21 protein-coding genes are annotated in these 21,174 nt (G+C 60.6%); 9 read left to right on the forward strand and 12 right to left on the reverse strand.

From position 1 onward, the window contains the following. Nucleotides 1-221: 221 nt before the first annotated feature. Entirely contained in the window at nucleotides 222-1,244 is a 1,023-nt protein-coding gene (locus KZH41_RS24280) for a transporter (protein WP_094953032.1), read from the forward strand. 1,394 nt (nucleotides 1,245-2,638) lie between these two features. Then, nucleotides 2,639-4,255: an inorganic phosphate transporter gene (locus KZH41_RS24285; RefSeq protein WP_094953685.1), complete on the forward strand. Its 1,617-nt coding sequence runs from the start codon at nucleotides 2,639-2,641 to the stop codon at nucleotides 4,253-4,255. Between the two features lie 61 nt (nucleotides 4,256-4,316). Here KZH41_RS24285 and KZH41_RS24290 read toward each other — a convergent pair whose 3' ends face one another. From KZH41_RS24290 to KZH41_RS24300, 3 genes are all read right to left on the reverse strand, one after another. Continuing rightward, complete coding sequence (locus KZH41_RS24290; protein ID WP_263273875.1) at nucleotides 4,317-5,291, reverse strand: biotin-dependent carboxyltransferase family protein; 975 nt, start codon at nucleotides 5,289-5,291, stop codon at nucleotides 4,317-4,319. Continuing rightward, entirely contained in the window at nucleotides 5,288-6,166 is an 879-nt protein-coding gene (locus KZH41_RS24295) for a 5-oxoprolinase subunit B family protein (protein ID WP_094953683.1), read from the reverse strand. The genes KZH41_RS24290 and KZH41_RS24295 overlap by 4 nt, the downstream gene beginning before the upstream one ends. A 71-nt stretch (nucleotides 6,167-6,237) precedes the next feature. Beyond that, nucleotides 6,238-6,996, reverse strand: a complete 759-nt coding sequence (locus KZH41_RS24300) for a 5-oxoprolinase subunit PxpA (RefSeq protein WP_094953682.1) — start codon at nucleotides 6,994-6,996, stop codon at nucleotides 6,238-6,240. Nucleotides 6,997-7,226: 230 nt separating this feature from the next. Here KZH41_RS24300 and KZH41_RS24305 point away from each other — a divergent pair, with 230 nt between their 5' ends. Further along, nucleotides 7,227-8,144 (forward strand): LysR family transcriptional regulator, encoded by a 918-nt coding sequence (locus KZH41_RS24305; RefSeq protein ID WP_263273876.1) that lies wholly within the window; start codon nucleotides 7,227-7,229, stop codon nucleotides 8,142-8,144. Here the strand turns inward: KZH41_RS24305 and KZH41_RS24310 are convergent. Next, nucleotides 8,141-9,037 (reverse strand): LysR family transcriptional regulator, encoded by an 897-nt coding sequence (locus KZH41_RS24310; RefSeq protein ID WP_263273877.1) that lies wholly within the window; start codon nucleotides 9,035-9,037, stop codon nucleotides 8,141-8,143. The genes KZH41_RS24305 and KZH41_RS24310 overlap by 4 nt on opposite strands. Before the next feature lie 104 nt (nucleotides 9,038-9,141). On the opposite strand from KZH41_RS24310, the gene KZH41_RS24315 reads away from it, so the two are divergent. Beyond that, nucleotides 9,142-9,900, forward strand: a complete 759-nt coding sequence (locus KZH41_RS24315; protein ID WP_094953679.1) for an SDR family NAD(P)-dependent oxidoreductase — start codon at nucleotides 9,142-9,144, stop codon at nucleotides 9,898-9,900. Between the two features lie 163 nt (nucleotides 9,901-10,063). Here KZH41_RS24315 and KZH41_RS24320 read toward each other — a convergent pair whose 3' ends face one another. Next, nucleotides 10,064-10,504 carry a multidrug/biocide efflux PACE transporter gene (locus KZH41_RS24320; RefSeq protein WP_263273878.1) on the reverse strand — a complete coding sequence of 147 codons (441 nt, stop codon included), beginning with the start codon at nucleotides 10,502-10,504 and terminating at the stop codon, nucleotides 10,064-10,066. Between the two features lie 88 nt (nucleotides 10,505-10,592). Here KZH41_RS24320 and KZH41_RS24325 point away from each other — a divergent pair, with 88 nt between their 5' ends. Further along, nucleotides 10,593-11,447, forward strand: a complete 855-nt coding sequence (locus KZH41_RS24325; RefSeq protein ID WP_242152168.1) for a LysR family transcriptional regulator — start codon at nucleotides 10,593-10,595, stop codon at nucleotides 11,445-11,447. A gap of 79 nt (nucleotides 11,448-11,526) precedes the next feature. Here KZH41_RS24325 and KZH41_RS24330 read toward each other — a convergent pair whose 3' ends face one another. Genes KZH41_RS24330 through KZH41_RS24345 form a run of 4 tightly spaced genes read right to left on the reverse strand, consistent with a single transcriptional unit; the run spans nucleotide 11,527 to nucleotide 14,065 of the window. Further along, entirely contained in the window at nucleotides 11,527-12,750 is a 1,224-nt protein-coding gene (locus tag KZH41_RS24330) for an RNA polymerase sigma factor (protein ID WP_263273879.1), read from the reverse strand. Next, entirely contained in the window at nucleotides 12,747-13,223 is a 477-nt protein-coding gene (locus KZH41_RS24335) for an SRPBCC family protein (RefSeq protein ID WP_242152171.1), read from the reverse strand. Before KZH41_RS24335 ends, KZH41_RS24330 begins: the two co-directional genes overlap by 4 nt. 35 nt (nucleotides 13,224-13,258) lie before the next feature. Continuing rightward, complete coding sequence (locus tag KZH41_RS24340) at nucleotides 13,259-13,603, reverse strand: YciI family protein (RefSeq protein WP_263273880.1); 345 nt, start codon at nucleotides 13,601-13,603, stop codon at nucleotides 13,259-13,261. Nucleotides 13,604-13,645: 42 nt separating this feature from the next. Further along, nucleotides 13,646-14,065 (reverse strand): YybH family protein, encoded by a 420-nt coding sequence (locus tag KZH41_RS24345; protein WP_263273881.1) that lies wholly within the window; start codon nucleotides 14,063-14,065, stop codon nucleotides 13,646-13,648. Between the two features lie 148 nt (nucleotides 14,066-14,213). Here KZH41_RS24345 and KZH41_RS24350 point away from each other — a divergent pair, with 148 nt between their 5' ends. Together KZH41_RS24350 and KZH41_RS24355 are read left to right on the forward strand one after the other, a co-directional pair. Continuing rightward, nucleotides 14,214-14,702 (forward strand): GNAT family N-acetyltransferase, encoded by a 489-nt coding sequence (locus KZH41_RS24350; protein ID WP_242152177.1) that lies wholly within the window; start codon nucleotides 14,214-14,216, stop codon nucleotides 14,700-14,702. A gap of 20 nt (nucleotides 14,703-14,722) precedes the next feature. Beyond that, nucleotides 14,723-15,328, forward strand: a complete 606-nt coding sequence (locus tag KZH41_RS24355; protein ID WP_094952569.1) for a pyridoxamine 5'-phosphate oxidase family protein — start codon at nucleotides 14,723-14,725, stop codon at nucleotides 15,326-15,328. A gap of 43 nt (nucleotides 15,329-15,371) precedes the next feature. On the opposite strand, the gene KZH41_RS24360 is transcribed toward KZH41_RS24355, so the two are convergent. Beyond that, nucleotides 15,372-15,854: a GyrI-like domain-containing protein gene (locus KZH41_RS24360; RefSeq protein ID WP_094952570.1), complete on the reverse strand. Its 483-nt coding sequence runs from the start codon at nucleotides 15,852-15,854 to the stop codon at nucleotides 15,372-15,374. 196 nt (nucleotides 15,855-16,050) lie between these two features. Between KZH41_RS24360 and alaC the strand changes: the two genes are divergently transcribed. Then, nucleotides 16,051-17,268: an alanine transaminase gene (gene alaC / locus KZH41_RS24365; protein WP_263273882.1), complete on the forward strand. Its 1,218-nt coding sequence runs from the start codon at nucleotides 16,051-16,053 to the stop codon at nucleotides 17,266-17,268. Nucleotides 17,269-17,819: 551 nt separating this feature from the next. Here alaC and KZH41_RS24370 read toward each other — a convergent pair. Together KZH41_RS24370 and KZH41_RS24375 are read right to left on the reverse strand one after the other, a co-directional pair. Beyond that, the gene (locus KZH41_RS24370; RefSeq protein ID WP_242152181.1) at nucleotides 17,820-19,172 is read right to left on the reverse strand and encodes a GntP family permease; all 1,353 of its coding nucleotides are present in this window, start codon (nucleotides 19,170-19,172) and stop codon (nucleotides 17,820-17,822) included. Between the two features lie 84 nt (nucleotides 19,173-19,256). Next, a complete protein-coding gene (locus tag KZH41_RS24375; protein WP_094952573.1) occupies nucleotides 19,257-19,790 on the reverse strand; it encodes a gluconokinase in 534 nt (177 codons plus the stop codon). A 212-nt stretch (nucleotides 19,791-20,002) separates the two neighbouring features. Here KZH41_RS24375 and KZH41_RS24380 point away from each other — a divergent pair, with 212 nt between their 5' ends. Next, the gene (locus tag KZH41_RS24380; RefSeq protein WP_162276204.1) at nucleotides 20,003-21,034 is read left to right on the forward strand and encodes a LacI family DNA-binding transcriptional regulator; all 1,032 of its coding nucleotides are present in this window, start codon (nucleotides 20,003-20,005) and stop codon (nucleotides 21,032-21,034) included. The last annotated feature ends 140 nt before the right edge of the window (nucleotides 21,035-21,174 follow it).

Consider the following 21,174-nt stretch of genomic DNA (forward strand, 5'->3'; position numbering starts at 1 on the left):
CATAACATCCCTGTCATCAAGGCTCAGCCCATTCGCAGCGGGCCTTGTGCTTGGAGTCGGCCGTGCTAGAGGCTTCTTTAAGGATTCCAGACCGACGGTCAATAAAATGTCATCTCCAGGAAATACATCATAACCCGTCACAAAATTGTCAAATTACCTTGCAATGATTCGCCCACGCGAACCTGTGAAACGTCCTACAGGCGCTTTCTCTGCGAGCCTCCATGAACCACAGCATCGACCACGGCCACCAGGATCCCGATCTGTTTGGCCTGCTTTACGGTTTCCGTTTTCGCCCCGGAGAAAAAGGCGAGCAGATTGATTCAGCCACCGCGCTGGCGGCTTTGCAGGCACCACAAGACCCGGAAGAATTCCTTTGGCTGCACCTGAACCTGGCTCACGCCGCGTGCGAGCGCTGGATGCAGACGCACCTGTCGTTGCCGGATGAGTTTTTTGAAGCGCTGCACGAAGGCTCACGCTCCACGCGTATCGAACACGTCGACTCGGCCTTGCTGGCGGTGGTCAACGACGTGGTGTTCAACTTCAGCAGCATGGTCTCCTCGGATATTTCCACGCTGTGGGTGTGCGCCCGCAGCCGCTTGCTGGTGAGTGCGCGCCTGCAACCGTTGCACTCGGTGGACAAATTGCGCTCGTCGGTGAAGGCCGGTGAACGCTTTCGCTCGCCACTGGAACTGCTGGTGCATTTGTTGCGCGACCAAGGCGAAGTGCTGACGCAGATCGTGCGTAAGACCAGCCTCAGCGTCGACCATATCGAAGACCAGTTGCTGTCTTCGCGCCTGTCCACCAACCGCGCCGAACTGGGTGCCGCGCGCCGAGTGCTGGTGCGTCTGCAACGCCTGCTGGCGCTCGAACCGGGCTCGTTGCTGCGCCTGCTCAATCGCCCGCCGCAGTGGCTGCAAAAAGAAGACGTGAAGGAGTTGCGCAAATCCACCGAGGAGTTTGCGCTGATCATCAACGACCTGACGGCCCTGGGTGAGCGCATCAAGTTGTTGCAGGAAGAGATCGCCGCCAACCTCAACGAGCAAAGCAACCGCACGCTGTTCACCCTCACGGTGGTGACGGTACTGGCATTGCCGATCAATATCATTGCCGGTTTTTTCGGCATGAACGTGGGGGGTGTGCCGCTCTCGACTGACCCGGAGGGGTTTTGGATTCTGGTGGCGTTGGTGGCGACGTTTACCTTGATTGCCGGGCGCTGGGCGTTTCGCAAACGCAAAGATTACTGACCTTGGCATGCAATCAAACTGTGGGAGCTGGCTTGTGTGGGAGCCGCCGAGCTTGCCCGCGATGCAGGCACCTCGGTCTTTCAGAGACGCCGCGGTGATGCTATCGCAGCATAGGTATCTACACATTTTTTTATGGGTCGAGTTCTTTGGTTGTCGTGGGGGCGCTGGGTGCATATCCGTTATTTGGGTAACGGCTGCTATGGGTTCCGCCCTTACGGCGGGTCACTTTTGGAAAAGAGCCCCAAAAGTAACCAAAGGGCTCTTGCCCCACCCACTCGGCACCTCGCCTAGGCTCGGTGTGCCCTCACCCCGGCTTTGGACCGTGGGCCGCCGCCATGGGCCATCCTTGGCCCATCGCGGCTAAACCGGCGTCCTGCCGGTTTACCCCAGCTCCAAAGCCTGCGTTCGGCCAGCGTGGTTAACGGGGCGCCTAAGATCAAGATCAAAAGCAAGAGCACGGCGGCCTAGTAGCCGACCTGAGTGGTTAGGTCAAAAGCGAAGCCAAGGCGGCCTGACAGCCGACCTGATATTTGAAACTGAACTCAATCTAATGTGGGAGCTGGCTTGCCTGCGATGCAGACACCTCGGTCTATCAAGTACACCGAGTTGATGCCATCGCAGGCAAGCCAGCTCCCACAGAAAAGCAGAGCACTGCGGTGCTGGCAGTCGAACTCGGTCAAAATTGTGGGAGCGGGCTTGCTCGCGAAGGCGGTGGGTCAGCCAGCTCATGTGTAACTGACCCACCGCCTTCGCGAGCAAGCCCGCTCCCACATTGGGATCTCAGTACATCTGGCAGAGAGTGCACTGCCTTGCTTTTGCTGTGCTTCTGCCCTGCTTTTGCTTCTACCACTCAGGTCGGCTACTAGGCCGCCGTGCTCTTGCTTTTGATCTTGATCTTGATCTGAGGCGCCCCGTTAACCACGATGGCCGAACGCAGGCTTGAATCCGTGGGTAACCCGGCAGGACGCCGGGTTAGCCGCGATGGGCCAAGGATGGCCCATGGCGGCGGCCCACGGATTCAAGCCGGAGTGAGGGCATGCCGAGCCTAGGCGAGGCACCGAGTGGTGGGGCGAAGACCTTTGCTTACTTTTGGGTCTTTCAAAAGTGAGCCGCTGTAAGAGCGGAACCCTAAGCAGCCGTTACCGCAGCAACGGATATGTACTCACATCTACCTAAAACCCCGTCAAAAACTTAGCGCAACACAAAAAGTTGCGTAGATACCATGCTCATCGCGGGCAAGCCAGCTCCCACATTGATTGCACTCTGACATTAGTTTTGCGGGGGTTTGTAGACCAGTGGCACACCCAATTCCCTAAACACTGACTTACCGCAGCATCTCTGTAACATTCTGCAATGATCATCAACAACATCCTCCTCACACTGGATGCTCCGGCATGGCCACCCCTTCCCTGACTGCCTCCACCACCGCCTCATACGCAGACCCCAAACCCCAGCTGGACAAGAAACCCGGCCTGGTGACGGTGATCATTTTCTTCGCCGTACTTGCCATGGGCCTGTTGTTCACCGCCTACAGCCTGATGCACGACATGCACGAACTGGGCACGGTGGTGACCACCTGGACGCCGTTCCTGCTGCTCGGCGTGGCGCTGTTGATCGCCCTGGGTTTCGAGTTCGTCAACGGCTTCCACGACACCGCCAACGCGGTGGCAACGGTGATCTACACCAACTCGCTGCCGCCGCATTTTGCAGTGGTGTGGTCGGGCTTTTTCAACTTCCTCGGCGTGCTGCTGTCCAGCGGTGCAGTAGCGTTCGGCATCATTGCCTTGCTGCCAGTCGAGCTGATTTTGCAGGTGGGTTCCTCAGCCGGTTTTGCGATGATCTTTGCCCTGCTGATCGCGGCGATCCTCTGGAACCTCGGCACCTGGTGGCTGGGCTTGCCGGCCTCGTCGTCGCACACCCTGATCGGCTCGATCATCGGCGTGGGCGTGGCGAATGCCTTGATGCATGGGCGTGACGGCACCAGCGGCGTGGATTGGAGCCAGGCGATCAAGATTGGGTATGCCTTGCTGCTCTCGCCGCTGATCGGCTTTGCCTTTGCCGCCTTGCTGTTGCTGGCCCTGCGCGCCTTTGTGAAAAACCGCTCGCTGTACAAAGCACCGAAGGGCGATACCCCGCCGCCTTGGTGGATTCGCGGCATGTTGATCGTCACCTGCACCGGCGTGTCGTTCGCCCACGGCTCCAACGATGGCCAGAAAGGCATGGGCCTGATCATGCTGATCCTGGTCGGCACCCTGCCGATGGCCTACGCACTGAACCGCACCATGCCCGCCGAGCAGTCCTTGCAGTTCGCGGCGGTGGCTGAAGTGACCCAGGTGGCGTTGATGAAAAGCGCGCCGCAAGCCTTGCCCGGCGACCCGCGGCCGATTCTTTCGACCTACGTGCGCACCAAGGAAGCCACCCCGGAACTGGTGCCAGCCCTCGCCGCCCTCGCCGGCCAGATCGGTGATGAAGTCAAAGGCTACGGCTCCCTAGCCAAAGTCCCCGCCGAAGCGGTCGGCAACGTGCGTAACGACATGTACCTGAGCAGCGAAACCATTCGCCTGATGGACAAGGGCAAGGTCGGCAACTTCGATGCCGACACCCAAGGCAAGCTGCAATTGTTCAAGCAACAGATCGACAATTCCACCCGCTTTATTCCACTGTGGGTGAAGATCGCCGTGGCCATCGCCCTCGGGCTGGGCACCATGGTCGGCTGGAAGCGCATCGTGGTGACGGTGGGCGAGAAGATTGGCAAGACGCACCTGACGTATGCCCAAGGCGCCTCGGCCGAGACGGTGGCGATGCTGACGATTGGCGCAGCGGATATGTTCGGGTTACCGGTGTCGACCACCCATGTGCTGTCGTCGGGTGTGGCCGGGACCATGGTGGCGAATGGCGGTGGGTTGCAGATGAAGACCATCCGCAATCTGCTGATGGCCTGGGTGCTGACGTTGCCGGCGGCGATTCTGTTGTCGGGCAGTTTGTACTGGCTGTTCACCAAACTGTTCTGACACAACACAGATCAAACTATGGGAGCTGGCTTGCCAGCTCCCATAGGAGTTTTAGGGTGTGTCAGGAAGTAAAGAGGCCAGCCATGGCCTTCAGCCGCTTCTTGTACACCCGCCGCGCCTCCAACGCCTCCTCCAGGCTGACCGCCACAAACCCCGCCCTTTGATTCGGCTGCATCTGCCCGATCAAATCCAGATCCGCACTGATCACCGTGCCAATCATCGCGTAACCGCCGCCCGACACCGCATCCCAGTGCAACACAATCGGCTCCAACCCCGCCGGCACCTGAATCGAGCCAATCGGGTAGCAACTGTCGACGATGTTCGACGGATCCGACCCCGCGCCAAACGGTTGCTCGCGTGGCTGAAAGCTCAACGCACTGCCGCCCTTGAAGCGATAGCCGATACGGTCCGCCTCCGAGCCCACCGTCCACGGCTCGGCAAAAAAGCTGGTTTTCGCGCCATCCGTCAGCCGGTCGTAATACAGCCCCGGTACCACGCGCAACGTCACGTCGCCGCCGACTGAGCGACGCAACGCCATCGGCAAACTATTGCCTGCGCACGCCTGCCCGCTGGCCTCGCCAATCGGCAGTTCATCGCCTTCCTGCAAGCGCCGCCCCTGAAACCCGCCGAGTGCGCCAAGGGTGTAGGTCGAGCGGCTGCCGAGCACCAGCGGCACATCAATGCCACCCGCCACCGCCAGGTACGTGCGCGCGCCCGCCTTGGGAAACTCAAAGCGCAACACCTGCCCGGCGCGCACTTGGAAGGCGGTGTCTTGGTGCACCACTTCGCCGTCCAGGCGCGGCGACATCAGTGCACCGCTGAGTGCCACCAACGCGTCCTGCTGAAACTGCAACTCGGGGCCAATCAACGTGCATTCCAAACCCGCCGCGCCGAGCGGATTGCCCACCAGATGGTTGGCCGCGCTCAATGCGTATTGGTCCAGCGCACCCGATGGCGGAATGCCCAGGTGGTAATAGCCTTCACGGCCAAGGTCCTGCACGGACGTGGCGAGGCCGGGTTTGAGCACCTTGATCATGCCAGCGCCTCCTGCAGGGTTTTCGGATAGCCGATGGGGTCGGCGAGAAAGGCATCGAGGGAAAATTCCACCGGGCGGATGCGCAGGTCGAAACGCCCGGCGTCCACCTCGGCAACCGCCAGGTCATAGGCGTCACGGTCCATGGGTTTGAACTGCACAATGTCGCCGGGGCGGAAGAACACCATGTGTTCCTTGAGGTACGCCAACTGCTGCGCCGGGTCGTAGATCGGCGCAGGGGTCACGCCGAACATCTGGTAACCACCGGCGCCGCGTACCGAGTAGATACAACCAAAACAGCCGCCATGGCCGAGGGTCAGTTTGGGCGTGTCGGTGCGCGGGCGCAGGTACTTGGGCACCTGCAATTGCCGCTCGCGCTCGACCATCTGGAACATGAACGGCAGGCCCGCGACAAAACCGACCATCGACACAAACCACGGCGCGCCACTGTGAGCGGCGATAAACGCGTCCACATCGGCCAAACCGTTGATGCGCGCGGCGTACTCCAAGTCAGTGGCGCTGGGGTCTTGATGGCGGTCGCGAAAACGCATCAGCGTCTCATGGGTCCAGGGGTCGTTGTAGAGCACCGGGATTTCGATGATGCGCGTGTGCAAGGTGCGTTCGGCAACGGCCTGGGCTTCGGCGCTTTGCACGGCGTCGAGCAGCACATGCGGCGCGATGCGGTCGGGGTCGAAGCGGATCTGGAACGATGCATTGGCCAGGCACACGTCCAGCACACCGTCCAGCGCCAGTCGCTCCACGGCGCGGGTCACGGCCATGCCTTTGAAAAAAGCCTCCAGGGACATGCTGTCGCTGACCTCGGCAAACAGGTGTTCATCAGCGCCGAAGCTATAGCGGATGGGGGTCGTTTGAGCCATGTCTGTTCCTCTTGGAATCATTGTAGAAAGGCAGGCAAAAAGGGCTGTTTCAATCTTATTGGAGAGCTCTCTTATTGAAGAGCTCTGACTTCAATGCCCGCCTGGTCCAAGGCTTCGCGGGTGGCTTCCACCAGTTCCAGGGCGCCGGGGGTGTCGCTGTGCAGGCAGATGGAATCGAATTCGATCATCAGGTCTTCGCCTTCCACGGTTCGCACCAACCCCGTCTGACAAGCACGCAGGACCCGTGCCGCAACCGTTGCCGGGTCCAGCGCGCGCACAGTGCGGGTAAACACGATGGAGCCGCTCAGGTCGTACTCACGGTCGGCGTAAAACTCGCGCACCACCGGTTGCCCGAGTTCTTTGGCAACGCGCCAGATCACCGAGTTGGGCATGCAATACAGCAACAGCGTCGGCTCGATGAGTTGCAGATTTTGCACCAGCAATCGCGCGGCTTCTTCGTCACGGGCCAGGTGCATGTAGAGCGCGCCGTGGGGTTTGATGTGTTGCAGGGCCACGCCTTGAGCGCGGGCGATTTCGCGCAGGGCGCCGAGCTGGTAGAGCATGTCGTCCACCAGTTCCTGGGCCGGAGCGTTGATATGCCGACGGCCAAAACCCACCAGGTCGCGAAAGCCCGGATGCGCGCCGATAGCCACGCCCAGTTGCTTGGCACGCGCGACGGTGCGGCGCATGGTGCCGGGGTCGCCGGCGTGGAAGCCGGTGGCGATGTTGGCTGAGCTGATGTAGGCCATCAGTTCCGCGTCAACGCCATCGCCGATGGTCCAAGGGCCGAAGCCTTCGCCCATGTCTGAATTGAAATCCACTGCCTGCATTGGGGCTGCTCCGCCAAAGGGTGATGGCTGAAAGTAGGCTGACGCTTGACCCCTTGGGAAGATCTATTATCAGATGGGCCATCTTCTGAAAATCAGATACACACAGATCGTTCCTATGCTCCGCGTGGGAATGCCTCTTGTGACGCTCTGCGTCACGCATTGGGACGCTCTGCGTCCCTGGGCTGCATTTCCACGCAGAGCGTGGGAACGATCTGTTATCGGAGTGTTGAATGTCATTGACCCTGCGCCAAATCCGCTACTTCGTCGCCACCGCCGAGATCGGCCAGATTTCCCAGGCGGCGATTCACCTGAACATCTCCCAGTCGGCGGTGACCACGGCAATCAAGGAGCTGGAAGCGATGCTCGGCGTGCAGTTGTTCGTGCGCTCGGCCCAAGGCATGAACCTGACCGACGCCGGGCGGCATTTTCTCAACCGTGCCTATGTGATTGTGCGCAGCGTGGACGACGCGCTGAACAGCCCGCTGCCGGACTACCGCGCCAGCGGCGTGCTGCGGGTGGCGGCCAGTTACACGGTGCTCGGCTACTTCCTGCCACATCACTTACAGCGCATGGAACACTGGCATCCGGACGTGACCATCGAGGTCTTCGAACAGGAGCGCCAGGCCATCGAACAGGGCCTGCTCGACGGCCAGTTCGACATGGCCGTGGTGCTCACCGCCAACCTCACTCACGCGGATATCGTCTCAGAAATCCTGTTCAATTCGGAGCGGCGCCTGTGGCTGCCCAGCCATCACCCGTTGTGCGAACGCGGCGCGGTGAGCCTGGCCGATGTGGCGCAGGAACCCTACATCCTGCTCACCGTCGATGAAGCCGAACACAGCGCCATGCGTTACTGGGAACAGGCCGGGCAAACGCCAGAGGTGCGGCTGCGCACCAGCTCAGTGGAGGCGGTGCGCAGCATGGTCGCCAATGGCAGCGGCGTAGCGATTCTGTCAGACCTGGTGCATCGGCCCTGGTCACTGGAAGGCAAGCGCATCGAAACCCTGACCGTGACCGACCCGGTAACGCCCATGAGCGTGGGCCTGGCGTGGCACCGCGAGCGTACATTTACCCCGGCGATGCAGGCGTTTCGGGATTACTTCCACGACGCGTTCCTGGCGCCACAGCAGTTGTCAGCGCGGCGTTAGAGCTGGGATTGCAACGTGGCGGCCAGCCACGCCATAAACACTCGCACCCGTTGTGGCAGATGCCGTTGCCCGGCATAGAGCAACGACACGTCCAACGCCGGCGCGGGGTAGTCGGGCAACACGGACACCAGCACACCACTGTCGAGCAAATCGCGAATCCCCAGGACCGGCACTTGAGTGATGCCGAAGCCACCCAGGCACGCCGACTTGTAGGCATCGGTGCTGTTGACCGTGACGCGCCCGGCCATCGGCACGCGGTGCACCTTGTTGCCCTGCTGGTATTCGAACCCCGCTGAACGTGAACCCAATGGCCGCACGTAGTGCACCAATTGGTGATGCGCCAGGTCGGCCAAGGTCTCGGGCATGCCATACCGCTGAACGTATTCGGCGCTGACACAGTTGATCATCGGCATGCTGCACAGCAACCGCGCGACCACCGACTGGTCGGGCTGCGCGCCGACGCGCAACACGCAGTCGAACCCTTCGGCAAGCAGGTCGACCTGGCGGTCGGTGGTGCTGATTTCCAGCTCGATCAACGGGTGTGCATGCATAAAATCGGGCAGGCGCGGCAGGATCAAGTCCCGCGCCATCACGTTGGGCATGTCCACGCGAATGCGCCCGCTGAGTTGCGCTTCATCCTGGCGAAACAAGCCTTCAAGTTCCTCCATGTGCGCGAGCACATCCTTGCTGCGCTCATACAGCACGCGCCCGTCCTGAGTGGCTTGCACCTTGCGCGTGGTGCGTTGCAGCAGGCGCGCGCCGAGCAGTTCCTCCAGCGCCTGCACATGCTCGGACACGGTGGAGCGCGGCAGGCCCAGGCTCTCGCCCGCCTGGGTGAAACTCGACAGTTCAGTGACCCGCACGAAGGTGCGCAACAGCTCCAGCTTGTTCATGGGATTGTTCGCCTTATCCGGCCAGTGATTCCGATATCACCCTGTTTATCACGTAACAGCCGGACAAATACACTCAGTCCCACATCAACGCCGAGGACTGCACCATGACCCGTAAAATCGCACTGATCACTGGCGCCAGCCGCGGCCTGGGCAAAAGCGCCGCGCTGCACCTAGCCGCACAAGGCGTCGACATCATCGGCACTTACCACAGCGCTGCGGGCGAAGCCCAAGCGGTGGTGGAACAGGTTGAAGCCTTGGGTGGCCGCGCCACCATGCTGCAACTGGATGTCAGTCAGAGCGGCAGCTTCAATGCTTTCGTCGGCCAAGTCGCCACGCTGCTCAAGGGTGTTTTCGCACAGGATCACTTCAACTTTCTGATCAACAACGCCGGTATCGGTACCCACGCCAGCTTTGCCGACACCACCGAAGAACAGTTCGACCGCCTGGTGGCCATCCACTTCAAGGCGCCGTTTTTCCTGACCCAGAAGCTGCTGCCGTTGATCAGCGATGGCGGGCGCATCATCAATATTTCCAGCGGCCTGGCGCGGTTCAGCCTGCCGGGCTATTCGGCGTATGCCTCGATGAAAGGCGCAGTAGAAGTGCTGTCGCGCTACCAGGCCAAAGAGCTGGGCCCGCGCGGGATTACCGTAAACACCCTGGCACCCGGCGCGATTGCCACCGACTTCAGCGGCGGCGCGGTGCGCGACAACCCGGATGTAAATGCGATGGTCGCCCACAACACCGCCTTGGGCCGTGCCGGCCTGCCGGACGATATTGGCGGGGCGATTTCGACCTTGCTGGCCGATGGCAGTCACTGGATCACCGGGCAGCGCATCGAAGCCTCGGGCGGCATGTTTCTGTAGGCATTCTGCGCTGGCATCAATGACTACAGATCGCTGACAGGCAATCACCGATGAGTGTTGATCCCGGTGTGGCCGGCGGCATGGGAGTGTTAGCCGCCGTGGTCGACAGCGGCAGTTTTGCCCGCCGCCAAGGTGCGGGCGTTTCTGGATTTTGTCGCGTCCCTCAAGCTTGGCTGACCAGGCGACGTTGTACGAACTTTTCCCGCAGCACGTCGTAGCCCCAGTGATACACATAGGTGTACGGCAGGAAGAACAGCAGCACGCCGATGTCGAGGATGAACGCCTGCATCAGGCTGATATTCAGCCACGCCGCGATCAACGGTACGCACACCAGAATCAGGCCGCTTTCGAACATCAGCGCGTGCAGCACTCGGGTCCAGCCATTGTTGGCCAGTTTCCAGCGCGCCTTCAGGCGGTCGAACAAGCCGTTGAAGATCACGTTCCAGGTCAACGCCATCAGGCTAATCGCCAGGGCGACCATGCCCATTTCCAGGGCGGGCTTATCCATGATCCACGCCAGCAACGGGGTGCAGATCAACAACGCCAGCACCTCAAAACCAATGGCCTGGCAAACACGTTCAGTAATAGACTTGGTAGGGTTCATAACACAGCTCCGTGAGTGACGATGGTTGCCATCATTACCCCCTTGATCGATACTTCATAACCAATAACCATCGACAAAGGCGATACTCATGGCCTCTAACGAAGTGCTGCAGGCATTTGTCCAGGCGGCCACACAGGGCTCGTTTTCCGCAGCGGCGCGCAAGCTGGGCAAGAGCCAGTCCACCGTCAGCGCGGCGGTGGCCAGTCTTGAGATTGACTTGGATGTGGTGCTGTTTGACCGCAGCAGCCGCAAGCCGACGCTCACCCCGGCTGGCCACGTATTGCTGCAACGCGCCGAACAGGTGCTGGAAGCCAGCAGCCGACTGGAGTTGGCGGCGAACCAGTTGGCCCAAGGGTTGGAACCCAAGCTGAGTATCGCCATGTCCGATACTTACCAATCTGAACGTTTCGAACTCGTGCTCAAAGCCTTTGAACAACGCTACCCGGACCTGGAACTGGAGTGGTTGATCGCCGAGTGCGAAGACCTGATCGCCTTGGTGCAAAGTGGCCGGACGCAGATTGCCTTGATTGAAGCCCAGGAGGTGTATCCGCCCGACCTGACCCGCGCGCCCGTGGCGGAACGCGCGGAGATGGCCCTGTTCGTGGCCCCCACGCATCCATTGGCCAGCCTGCAACACATCGACCAGCCCACCTTGCAGCAGCACCGCGAATTACGTCTGGCGAGCATCATCAGCCCGAATGAAACGCGCCCCACCGGCCGCGTGTGGTCGGCGCCGAGTTTTCTGATGCTGATGGAGATGGCCCAACTCGGTTTCGGCTGGGCAGCGCTGCCGCGCTGGTTGGTGGAGCGCTTTGGCAATGCCGAGCTGGTTGAACTCAACGTACGCAGCTGGCCACGCTCGGTGGCGGTGGATGCGCTGTGGTCACGCCAGCACCCGCCGGGGCCAGCGGGGAGTTGGATGTTGGGGCAGATGTTGGAGTGATAAACACGCCCTTTCTGCCAATTTGGCAATAGAGACACAAACCTGTGGGAGCTGGCTTGCCTGCTCCCACAGTTGAGCTTTATTGTCTGGGGGATTTGAGTTCGGCCAGGCGGCGCTCTATGAAGCGTTTTTCGGGGGCTTGCTGCGTGAGTGACAGGGCTTTTTCGTAGGCCGCCCTGGCCTCTTCGATACGCCCCAACTGCCGACAAAACTCCCCGCGCGCCGAGTGAGCCAGGTGGTAATCCTGCAACTCACCTCGCTGCAAAATACCTTCCACTACCTGCAACCCCGCTAACGACCCATCACGCATCGCCACCGCCACGGCGCGGTTTAACTCGATCACTGGCGACGGCACTTCCCTGAGCAACACATCATAAAGCCCGACAATCTGCAGCCAGTCCGTCTTCCCGGCGCTCGGCGCTTCGGCATGCACCGCCGCAATCGCCGCCTGCAGGCAATACGGTCCAAAACGCCGTGTTCTCAACGCCTGTTCCACCAGCGCGCAACCTTCAGCAATCAAGGACGCGTCCCACAACTTACGGTCCTGTTCATCCAGCAGCACCAACTCGCCGCTGGCCGAGGTGCGTGCGGATCGGCGCGACTCGTGGAGCAGCATCAACGCCAGCAGGCCCATGACTTCCGGCTCCGGCAGCAACTCCATCAGCAGGCGCCCTAGCCGAATCGCTTCGCGAGTCAAATCCTCACGGGTAAGGTCCGCGCCCATGGACGCCGAATAGCCCTCGTTGAACACCAGGTAAACCACGCGCAACACACTCTCTAAGCGCTCGGGCAGCGCGTCGAGGGACGGCACTTGATAAGGAATGTTTGCCTCACGGATCTTGCCCTTCGCGCGCACGATGCGCTGGGCGATGGTGGTGGGTGTGACGAGAAAGGCGCGGGCGATTTCTTCGGTGGTGAGGTCGCAGATCTCACGCAAGGTCAGCGCCGCCTGGGCATCGGGCGCCAGCGCCGGGTGGCAACAGGTGAAGATCAGGCGCAGGCGGTCGTCTTCCACGTCTTCCTCACTCCACTGCGCCGCTTCCAGCGCGTCGGCTTGCTCCTGCAATAACGGCGTGAAGCGCGCTTGGCGGCGCAGGCGGTCGATGGCTTTGAAGCGGCCGGTCGAGACCAGCCAGGCGCGTGGATTGCTCGGCACGCCGTCTTGCTGCCAGCGTTCGACCGCGACAAAGAAGGCCTCGTGCAAGGCGTCTTCGGCGAGGTCGAAATCGCCGAGCAGGCGGATCAGCGTGGCGAGCACGCGCCGTGATTCGCTGCGGTAAATCGCCTCGATTTGAGGCGTCAATCGGGCATGCCTTGGGTCACCAGCGTCACTAGGCGGTCCAGGCTCTGGCCCCAGCCGTCATAAAAGCCCATGGCTTCATGGGCCTGCTTGTCGGCTTCGCTCCAGTGCATGGCGCGGGCGGTGTAGAGGGTTTTGCCGTCGCGCTCTTCGAAAGTGACTTTGGCGGTCATGAACGGCTTGCCCGACGGAATCCAGCCTGGCGAGTACGCATCGGTAAACACCAGCCGGCTCGGCGCCTCGATCTCCAGGAACACGCCTTGGGTCGGGTATTCGGCGCCATCGGGCGCGCGCATCAGGGTGCGAAACAGGCCACCGACCCACAGGTTCATTTCGCACTCGGGGGTGGTCATGCCGTGCGGGCCCCACCATTGTTGCAACAAAGCAGGCTCGGTCCAGGCGCGAAACACGCGGTTGCGCGGGGCGTCGATCAAGCGGCTGATGCACAGTTCAAATTCGGCAGGTTGCGTTGTCATGGGGTAAACCTCCTGAAGCCTTTTGGTTGTTGTGTTCAGAGATTCAATTCACGCACGGGGCGTACTTCCACACTGCCAACCCTTGCTGCCGGAATGCCACCGGCCACCTGGATCGCTTCGTTCAAGTCCTTGGCCTCGATCGGGTAAAACCCGGCGAGCTGCTCCTTGGTTTCGGCAAACGGTCCGTCGGTAATCGACAGCTTGCCATTGCGCACGCGCACGGTGGTGGCGCTGCTCACCGACTCCAGCGGCTCGGCGGCGAGCATGCGCCCGCTGGCCTGGATCGCCTCGGCATAGGCGAAACACTCAGGGTCCTCCGGGCTGTCCGGCGAGGTGTGCAGCACCTGTTCGTTGCTGTAGATCAGGCAGAGGTATTTCATGTGCGTCTCCGTTTTCGGACTACTGACTATAGTTCGTGGCGGTCAGGGTTTCAGGTCGAACAGCGCCGTGCCGCTCGCCATATCGAAAGGCGCCGACCAGTGTTCATGCACCACGCGCCATTGGCCGTTGATCCGCTGATAGCCGGCGGTTACGCGCATCCAGCAGGCCTTCACCACGCCGTCCGGCCCGGCACCGCCGCAATGGGCCAGCCAGTGGGCAAACGCACTGTCTGGCGCCTCGACGATATGCAGGTCATGAAACTCGAAAATGCCGGGGCCGGGGCAATGCTTCATGCAGTCTTCCCAGTGTGCACGGTAGGCGGCCTTGCCCTTGAATTGCAGCGCGGTGACGGCGTCGAACGAGACGATATCGTCGGCGTAAAAGCTGACAATTTTGTCGATATCCCGGTCAAGAACAGCTTGCTTCCATTGCTCGATCAGGGTGTTGATTACGGTACTCATAGCGATACTCCTGAGGGTTGGAAAATCACGAAGAACACCCTTAGTCGAATAGCTTTGGGGTAAATAGACATCCTGTTTAAAAATAATTTCGCCCTGCGCAAACCCGATAGAATCCACACCTCTTTGTAGGATTTCGGATGCACCCCTGATGGAAACTCGCCTCGTCCCCTATGAGACGCTGAGCCTTGTGCAAAAACAGCAGCTCGACACGCTGCAAGTGCACCCCGAGCAACTGGTGTTTTCCGGCGATATCTACTGCGCGCTGAACAGCTTGCTGGTCAATCCCAACCCCGGCGCTATCAAAGGTTTCGCCCTGCTCGCCGACGAACAGCCCGTGGCCTTCCTGCTGCTCAAACGCCCGCCTTGCCTGCCCCATTGGGCCGATGAACACAGTGCGACGCTGCATGCGTTTCAGGTTGATCGGCATCAGCAGGGGCGTGGCTTTGGCAAGGCATGCTTGCAAGCGCTGCCGGCGGTGGCGCTGCAGGCCTGGCCGCAGATCAAGGGGTTAGAGTTGTCGGTGGACACCGATAATGGGGCGGCGATGGGCTTGTATTTGGGCGCCGGATGGGTGGACAGCGGGGAGGCGTATAAGGGGCGGGTTGGGTATGAGCGCCGGCTGGCGTTGGTGTTTTGAACGATAAGGAGGTGGTGAATATGCTGACAACCCTAGAACAACTTGAAACCCTCTACGGCCTCCCCCACGAGCGGGCGGTGCGCAAGGAAATCGCGTTTCTCAACGAGGATTACCAGGCCATGGTGCGGGCGTCGCCGCTGGTGGTGGTGAGTTCATCCGGGCCGGACGGCATTGATGGTTCGCCGCGCGGCGATGTGCCGGGGTTTGTGCGGATTGTGGATGAGCGCACGTTGGCGATTCCGGACCGGCCGGGAAACAACCGCCTCGATACCCTGCGTAATCTGCTGCAGGACCCGCGGATTGCATTGCTGTTCATCATCCCGGGTATTGGCGAGACGTTGCGCGTGAATGGCCGGGCGCAAATTTCCATCGAGCCCGACCTGCTGGAGAGTTTTGCGGTGAATGGCAAACCGGCGCGCTCGGTGATTCTGGTGCAGGTGCACGCTGCGTATTTCCACTGCTCCAAAGCCTTTGTACGCTCAGACTGCTGGAACCCCGAGAAGCATCTGGACCGCTCGGCATTGCCGTCGGCCGGGGCGTTTCACAAGCGGCTCAATGATGGGCAGTTTGACGCCGATGCGTATGACCGTGAGATGCCAGAGCGAGTCAAAAGCACGTTGTATTGAGCCCATTGCAGGCGCCGGCTGGCCGGCGCTTGCAAGGCGGCAGTCAGCCTCGTTCCCCGATCGGCAACCAGATTTCCACGGTCCCCGTACCTTTGCGCACATCAAAATCGGCACTGTAGCGCTCGAAATCCGCCCCCATCACCTTGTAGCCCGAGTGCGGCAGCCATTCGAACATGATGCGCTCGTAAGTTTGCTCAAGTGCCTGTACCGGCCCGTAATGCGGGAACACGGCGTAGTTGAGCGGCGGAATTTCGATGCACTCGAAGTTGCCCGGCACGTCGCCCCGGGTGGGGACTTCAGCACCGGCCATATAGTCAAATTCGGCATTTTTGGGGTTATGGCAAACGCCATACGTCACGCCGCCGACGCGCTGCTTGATGTCCTTGATGCAGGTGTCGAACAACTCCCACAGCTTGGGGATATCACCCACGGTGGCCTTCGAATAACGCCCTTGGACGCCTGCGATCACCAGGGCTTTACCGGCTTCCATGCGTGGCTCTAACGGTTGTTTTGTCTGCTGATCCATCTGAACAGTCTCCTTCTTATGAGGGAACAAACCCGCATCGAGTATAGGGGCATATCCGTGCGGTGCCTCAAGCAGAAATTTTTCCCGCGACATCTGGACAACTGGCCATCATCGACCGTATTGTCTGCCCCGCAGGCCACCGCAGTGGCCGACGTCGCTCGGACGGTTCCGGGCGCTTACGTACCTCGAGGCAACAATGGCAGACCAAGGTTCGCCGCGCCGCTTTGCGCGCATAGATCGACTCCCCCCTTATGTTTTTAATATCACTGCTGAGCTGAAGATGGCTGCGCGTCGGCGCGGCGAAGACATCATCGACTTGAGCATGGGTAACCCAGACGGCGCCACGCCTCCACACATCGTGGAAAAAATGGTCACCGTCGCCCAGCGTGAAGACACCCACGGCTACTCCACCTCCAAAGGCATTCCGCGCCTGCGTCGGGCCATTTCGCGCTGGTACAAAGACCGCTACGCAGTGGACATCGACCCGGAAACCGAGGCCATCGTGACCATCGGTTCCAAGGAAGGCCTGGCGCATCTGATGCTGGCTACCCTGGACCAAGGCGACACCGTGCTGGTGCCCAACCCGAGCTACCCGATTCATATCTACGGCGCCGTGATTGCCGGCGCCCAGGTGCGCTCGGTACCGCTGGTGCCGGGTGTGGACTTCTTCGCCGAGCTGGAACGGGCGATTCGTGGATCGATCCCCAAGCCAAAGATGATGATTCTGGGCTTCCCGTCCAACCCGACCGCGCAGTGCGTGGAGCTGGATTTCTTCGAACGGGTGATTGCACTGGCCAAACAGTACGACGTACTGGTGGTGCACGATTTGGCCTACGCCGACATCGTCTACGACGGCTGGAAAGCCCCGTCGATCATGCAAGTGCCCGGCGCCAAGGACATTGCGGTGGAGTTTTTCACCCTGTCTAAGAGCTACAACATGGCTGGCTGGCGCATTGGTTTTATGGTCGGCAACCCGGAACTGGTCAACGCCCTGGCCCGCATTAAGAGTTACCACGACTACGGCACCTTCACCCCGCTGCAAGTGGCGGCCATTGCGGCGCTGGAAGGCGATCAGCAATGCGTGAAAGACATCGCCGAGCAGTACCGCCAGCGCCGCAACGTACTGGTTAAGGGCTTGCATGAGCTGGGCTGGATGGTCGAGAACCCGAAGGCGTCGATGTACGTCTGGGCGAAAATTCCCGAGGCGTATGCCGCCATGGGCTCGTTGGAATTTGCCAAGAAACTGCTGTTGGAAGCGAAGGTGTGCGTGTCCCCGGGGATTGGCTTTGGTGAGTATGGGGATGATCACCTGCGCTTTGCGCTGATCGAGAACCAGGACCGGATTCGCCAGGCGATACGCGGTATTCGCGGGATGTTTCGGGCGGATGGCTTAGTTCGCAAAACCGAGGCCTGAGGTTGGCAGGAGCGATCTGATTCGCTCCTGCCTCAGGGGTCAATAGCGGGTGCTATTGATCAATCATAAATACCTTGAACGTTGAAACTGACTTTGTATTCAGAGACCGGGATGGTATCGCCTTTCTGTACGCCCTTAATTGTCACCCCCCCCTTTACAGAATTGACGAGATTACCAGGTGGCTTAATCATCTGCGCGTCAACCAGGAATTGACCACTCCACGTCCCGCTCTTGTTGACTATAAAAGGGCCGCCAATCTCCTGCCAGCGTCGTCGTAAATCCAAACGCGAGGAAGCGGCTCGCCCTTGCCCGTTCCGCTTTCATCCCTCGGCTCACCGTACCCACCGACATCATGCCAACCTCAAGACTTGTAAGCACTCGTAGACGAATAGCCATTGCCTGCCGGAGTCGTAATTCTGAATTCAGCCATGTCCCTATACCTCCAGAACGCTGCCACGACGGTGGCAGCCTGGAGGTATTTCTAGCAACAGGCGCTCATTCAAACTACCTGTCAACGTTGACAGTTCAGACGAGAGATCAGCGCCGCTGGCTTACACCACCAACGACAGCAGCATGATAAAGATCAGCGCCACCACCGACAGGATGGTCTCCATCGCCGTCCAGGTTTTGAACGTCTCGAGCACGGTCATGTTGAAGTACTGCTTCACCAGCCAGAACCCCGCATCGTTGACGTGAGACAACACCAACGAACCCGCCCCCGTCGCCAACACCAGCAGCTCAAGGTTCACACCCGGAATCATCCCTACCACCGGCACTACAATGCCTGCGCCAGTAATGGTCGCCACGGTCGCGGAACCGGTGGCCACGCGAATCACCGCCGCCACCAGCCACGCCAGCAGGATCGGGTTGATCTGCGCGTTCACGGCCATATGGCCGATCACATCACCTACGCCGCTAGTCACGAGCATCTGCTTGAAACCACCACCGGCGCCGATGATCAGGATGATCGCCGCGGTCGGCGCGAGGCTGGCGTCGAGCAGCTTGAGGATTTGCTTGGAATGAATGCCTTGGCGATGGCCAAAGGTGTACAGCGACAGCAGCAATGCCAGCAGCAACGCGGTGATCGGGTGGCCGATCATGTCCATCCAGTTACGGATGGCGTGGCCGTCCGGCAGCGCGACGTCAGCAAAGGTTTTGAGCAGCATCAGGAACACCGGCAGCAGCACGGTGATCAGGGTAATGCTGAAGCTCGGCAGGTCTTTGGATTCCGGCTCGCGGGCCAGTTGGTCGACCAGTTCCTGGGACGGGTTGCCCGGAATGTACTTGGCGATAAACGTACCGAAGATCGGGCCGGCAATGATGGCGGTCGGCAGTGCGACGATCAGGCCGTACAGGATGGTCTTGCCGATGTCCGCGCCAAACACGCCGATAGCCAGCAACGGGCCCGGGTGCGGTGGCACCAGGCCGTGCACCGCCGACAGGCCAGCGAGCAGCGGGATACCGATCTTGATCAGCGACACGCCGGTGCGACGCGCAACGATAAACACCAGCGGGATCAGCAGCACAAAGCCGATCTCGAAGAACAGCGGGATGCCCACCAGGAACGCGGCGAACATCATGGCCCATTGGACTTTGTCTTTGCCGAAGGCGCGGATCAAGGTCTGGGCGATCTGATCGGCACCGCCGGATTCAGCCATCATCTTGCCGAGCATCGTGCCCAGCGCGAGGATGATGCCGACAAAGCCGAGCACCCCGCCGAAGCCGTCTTGGAACGCCTTGATGATCTTGTCCACGGGCATGCCCGAGGTCAGGCCGAGGAAGCCGGCCGCGATGATCAGTGCAATGAACGGGTGCACCTTGAACTTGGTGATCAGTACGATCAGCCCGATGATTGTGACCACTGCATCTAGCAGCAGGTAGGACTCGTGGGACATGCCAAACATGGGGGGTCTCTCCTGTTTGTTGTTGTTATTAAAGCCGGTGTTGAATCTTTCGCCGGGGATAGCGCTATCTTTTCCGGCAAAAAATTAATGGGTTGGTTCAAAGCCGTGCTGCAGCCACCAGGCATTGGTTTGCTCGGCCAGGTCCTCGATGCTGTCTTCGCTGGCGTTTAACGCCAGGGTCAGCGGCTCGCCCACGGGCGATTCAAGGGTGGCGAACTGGCTGTCGATCAGGCTGGCGGGCATGAAATGACCGGGCCGATGGGACACGCGGTCAGCGGCCACGGCACGGGTCAGCTCCAGGAACACAAAGCCCAGGCCCGGCGCGGCTTCGCGCAAATGGTCACGGTATTTTTTCTTCAGGGCCGAACAGGTGAGCACCGGATGCTCGCCGGCTTTGAGCGCGCGGCGCAGTTCATCGCACAGGATATCGAGCCAGCCGGCGCGGTCGTCGTCGTTGAGGGGGTGGCCGGCGCTCATCTTCTCGATGTTCGCGGCAGGGTGAAAGCTGTCGCCTTCAATGGCGGTGGCGCCGTTCAGGCGGCACAAGGCTTCGCTGACGCTGGACTTGCCACAGCCGGAAACACCCATGATGACCAGGGCGGTAACAGGTTGACTCATGAAACACCTCAGGACGCAGATAGCGCTACCTTTGCACGCTGTAAGGCTAGTGCAAAAACAGGCTTTTCCCGCGCCGACTTGTCATTTTTATGGAGTGACGCGTGCATCCTCTCCAAAACCGTTGAACCGGATCAGGCAACCCTGTGTTCAAGCATTTGCAGCCTTTTGGAGACAGCGCTACCTTAGTGCCTCGATTTTTGTTTGGCAACCGCCTGATGACCTCCAAGAACGATAAAAATACCCGCACCACCGGTCGTCCGACCTTGAATGAAGTCGCCCGCCTGGCCGGCGTCAGCCCGATTACCGCGTCCCGCGCCTTGCGTGGCGTCAGCACGGTCGCCACCGAACTGGTGGAAAAAGTGCAACTGGCCGCCGCCGAACTCAACTACGTGGTCAACCCCGCCGCCCGCGCCTTGGCCTCGGCGCAGAGCCATTCAGTGGTGGTCATCGTGCCGTCGCTGTCCAACCTGCTGTTTATCGAAACCCTCGAAGCCATCCACCAGGTGCTGCGGCCCAAGGGCTTTGAAGTACTGATCGGCAACTCCCACTATTCACGCGACGAAGAAGAGAACCTGCTGCGCAACTACATGGCCTACCAGCCACGCGGTTTGCTGCTGACCGGGTTTGACCGCACTGAAAGCGCCCGACGGATGGTCGAGGCCAGCAATGTGCCGTGTGTGTACATGATGGACCTGGACCCGAATGCCGGCGTGAACTGCGTAGGGTTCTCGCAACTGAGTGCGGGTGAAACGGCAGCGGCACATTTGATCTCACGTGGGCGCAAGCGCCTGGCGTATATCGGCGCGCAGTTGGATCAGCGCACGTTGCTGCGCGGTGAAGGTTTTCGCCGCGCGCTGCAACAGGCGGGCTTGTATGACCCGGCGCTGGAATTGCTGACGCCGCGCCCCTCCTCTGTGGGCTTGGGTGGCGAGCTGTTTTTGCAGCTGCTGGCCAGCCATCCGGATGTGGATGCGATCTTCTTTGGCAACGACGACTTGGCCCAAGGTGCGCTGCTGGAAGCCATGCGCCACGGTATCAACGTGCCGGAGCGCGTGGCGGTGCTGGGCTTTAACGACTTGCCGGCGTCGTCGTTCATGGTGCCGCGCTTGAGCAGCATCAGCACACCGCGTGAAGCGATTGGGCGGCGGTCGGCGGAGCATTTGCTGACCATCATGGCGGGCAACAAGATTGCCAAGCCGGTGGTGGATATGGGGTTTGAGTTGCAGGTGCGCGAAAGCACCTGAGCGCGGCCTGATCGTTCCAACGCTCTGCGTGGGAATGCCTCTTGTGACGCTCTGCGTCATGCTTTGGACGCAGAGCGTCCAGGTCTGCATTCCCACGCGGGAGCGTGGGAACGATCAGAGTGGTGTAGGACGCGACTGAC

Origin of the sequence: Pseudomonas sp. YeP6b (genome assembly GCF_025642995.1) — a bacterium.
GTDB lineage: Bacteria > Pseudomonadota > Gammaproteobacteria > Pseudomonadales > Pseudomonadaceae > Aquipseudomonas.

Excerpts from the sequence above, each read along its gene's own strand:
- KZH41_RS24340 (WP_263273880.1), bottom strand. The coding sequence starts at position 13,603 with ATGAAATACCTCTGCCTGATCTACAGCAACGAACAGGTGCTGCACACC.
- KZH41_RS24285 (WP_094953685.1), top strand. The coding sequence starts at position 2,639 with ATGGCCACCCCTTCCCTGACTGCCTCCACCACCGCCTCATACGCAGAC.
- KZH41_RS24355 (WP_094952569.1), top strand. The coding sequence starts at position 14,723 with ATGCTGACAACCCTAGAACAACTTGAAACCCTCTACGGCCTCCCCCAC.
- KZH41_RS24315 (WP_094953679.1), top strand. The coding sequence starts at position 9,142 with ATGACCCGTAAAATCGCACTGATCACTGGCGCCAGCCGCGGCCTGGGC.
- KZH41_RS24350 (WP_242152177.1), top strand. The coding sequence starts at position 14,214 with ATGGAAACTCGCCTCGTCCCCTATGAGACGCTGAGCCTTGTGCAAAAA.
- KZH41_RS24300 (WP_094953682.1), bottom strand. The coding sequence starts at position 6,996 with ATGCAGGCAGTGGATTTCAATTCAGACATGGGCGAAGGCTTCGGCCCT.
- alaC (WP_263273882.1), top strand. The coding sequence starts at position 16,051 with ATGGCAGACCAAGGTTCGCCGCGCCGCTTTGCGCGCATAGATCGACTC.
- KZH41_RS24290 (WP_263273875.1), bottom strand. The coding sequence starts at position 5,291 with ATGATCAAGGTGCTCAAACCCGGCCTCGCCACGTCCGTGCAGGACCTT.
- KZH41_RS24320 (WP_263273878.1), bottom strand. The coding sequence starts at position 10,504 with ATGAACCCTACCAAGTCTATTACTGAACGTGTTTGCCAGGCCATTGGT.
- KZH41_RS24305 (WP_263273876.1), top strand. The coding sequence starts at position 7,227 with ATGTCATTGACCCTGCGCCAAATCCGCTACTTCGTCGCCACCGCCGAG.
- KZH41_RS24310 (WP_263273877.1), bottom strand. The coding sequence starts at position 9,037 with ATGAACAAGCTGGAGCTGTTGCGCACCTTCGTGCGGGTCACTGAACTG.
- KZH41_RS24360 (WP_094952570.1), bottom strand. The coding sequence starts at position 15,854 with ATGGATCAGCAGACAAAACAACCGTTAGAGCCACGCATGGAAGCCGGT.
- KZH41_RS24295 (WP_094953683.1), bottom strand. The coding sequence starts at position 6,166 with ATGGCTCAAACGACCCCCATCCGCTATAGCTTCGGCGCTGATGAACAC.
- KZH41_RS24370 (WP_242152181.1), bottom strand. The coding sequence starts at position 19,172 with ATGTTTGGCATGTCCCACGAGTCCTACCTGCTGCTAGATGCAGTGGTC.
- KZH41_RS24345 (WP_263273881.1), bottom strand. The coding sequence starts at position 14,065 with ATGAGTACCGTAATCAACACCCTGATCGAGCAATGGAAGCAAGCTGTT.
- KZH41_RS24335 (WP_242152171.1), bottom strand. The coding sequence starts at position 13,223 with ATGACAACGCAACCTGCCGAATTTGAACTGTGCATCAGCCGCTTGATC.
- KZH41_RS24280 (WP_094953032.1), top strand. The coding sequence starts at position 222 with ATGAACCACAGCATCGACCACGGCCACCAGGATCCCGATCTGTTTGGC.
- KZH41_RS24325 (WP_242152168.1), top strand. The coding sequence starts at position 10,593 with ATGGCCTCTAACGAAGTGCTGCAGGCATTTGTCCAGGCGGCCACACAG.
- KZH41_RS24375 (WP_094952573.1), bottom strand. The coding sequence starts at position 19,790 with ATGAGTCAACCTGTTACCGCCCTGGTCATCATGGGTGTTTCCGGCTGT.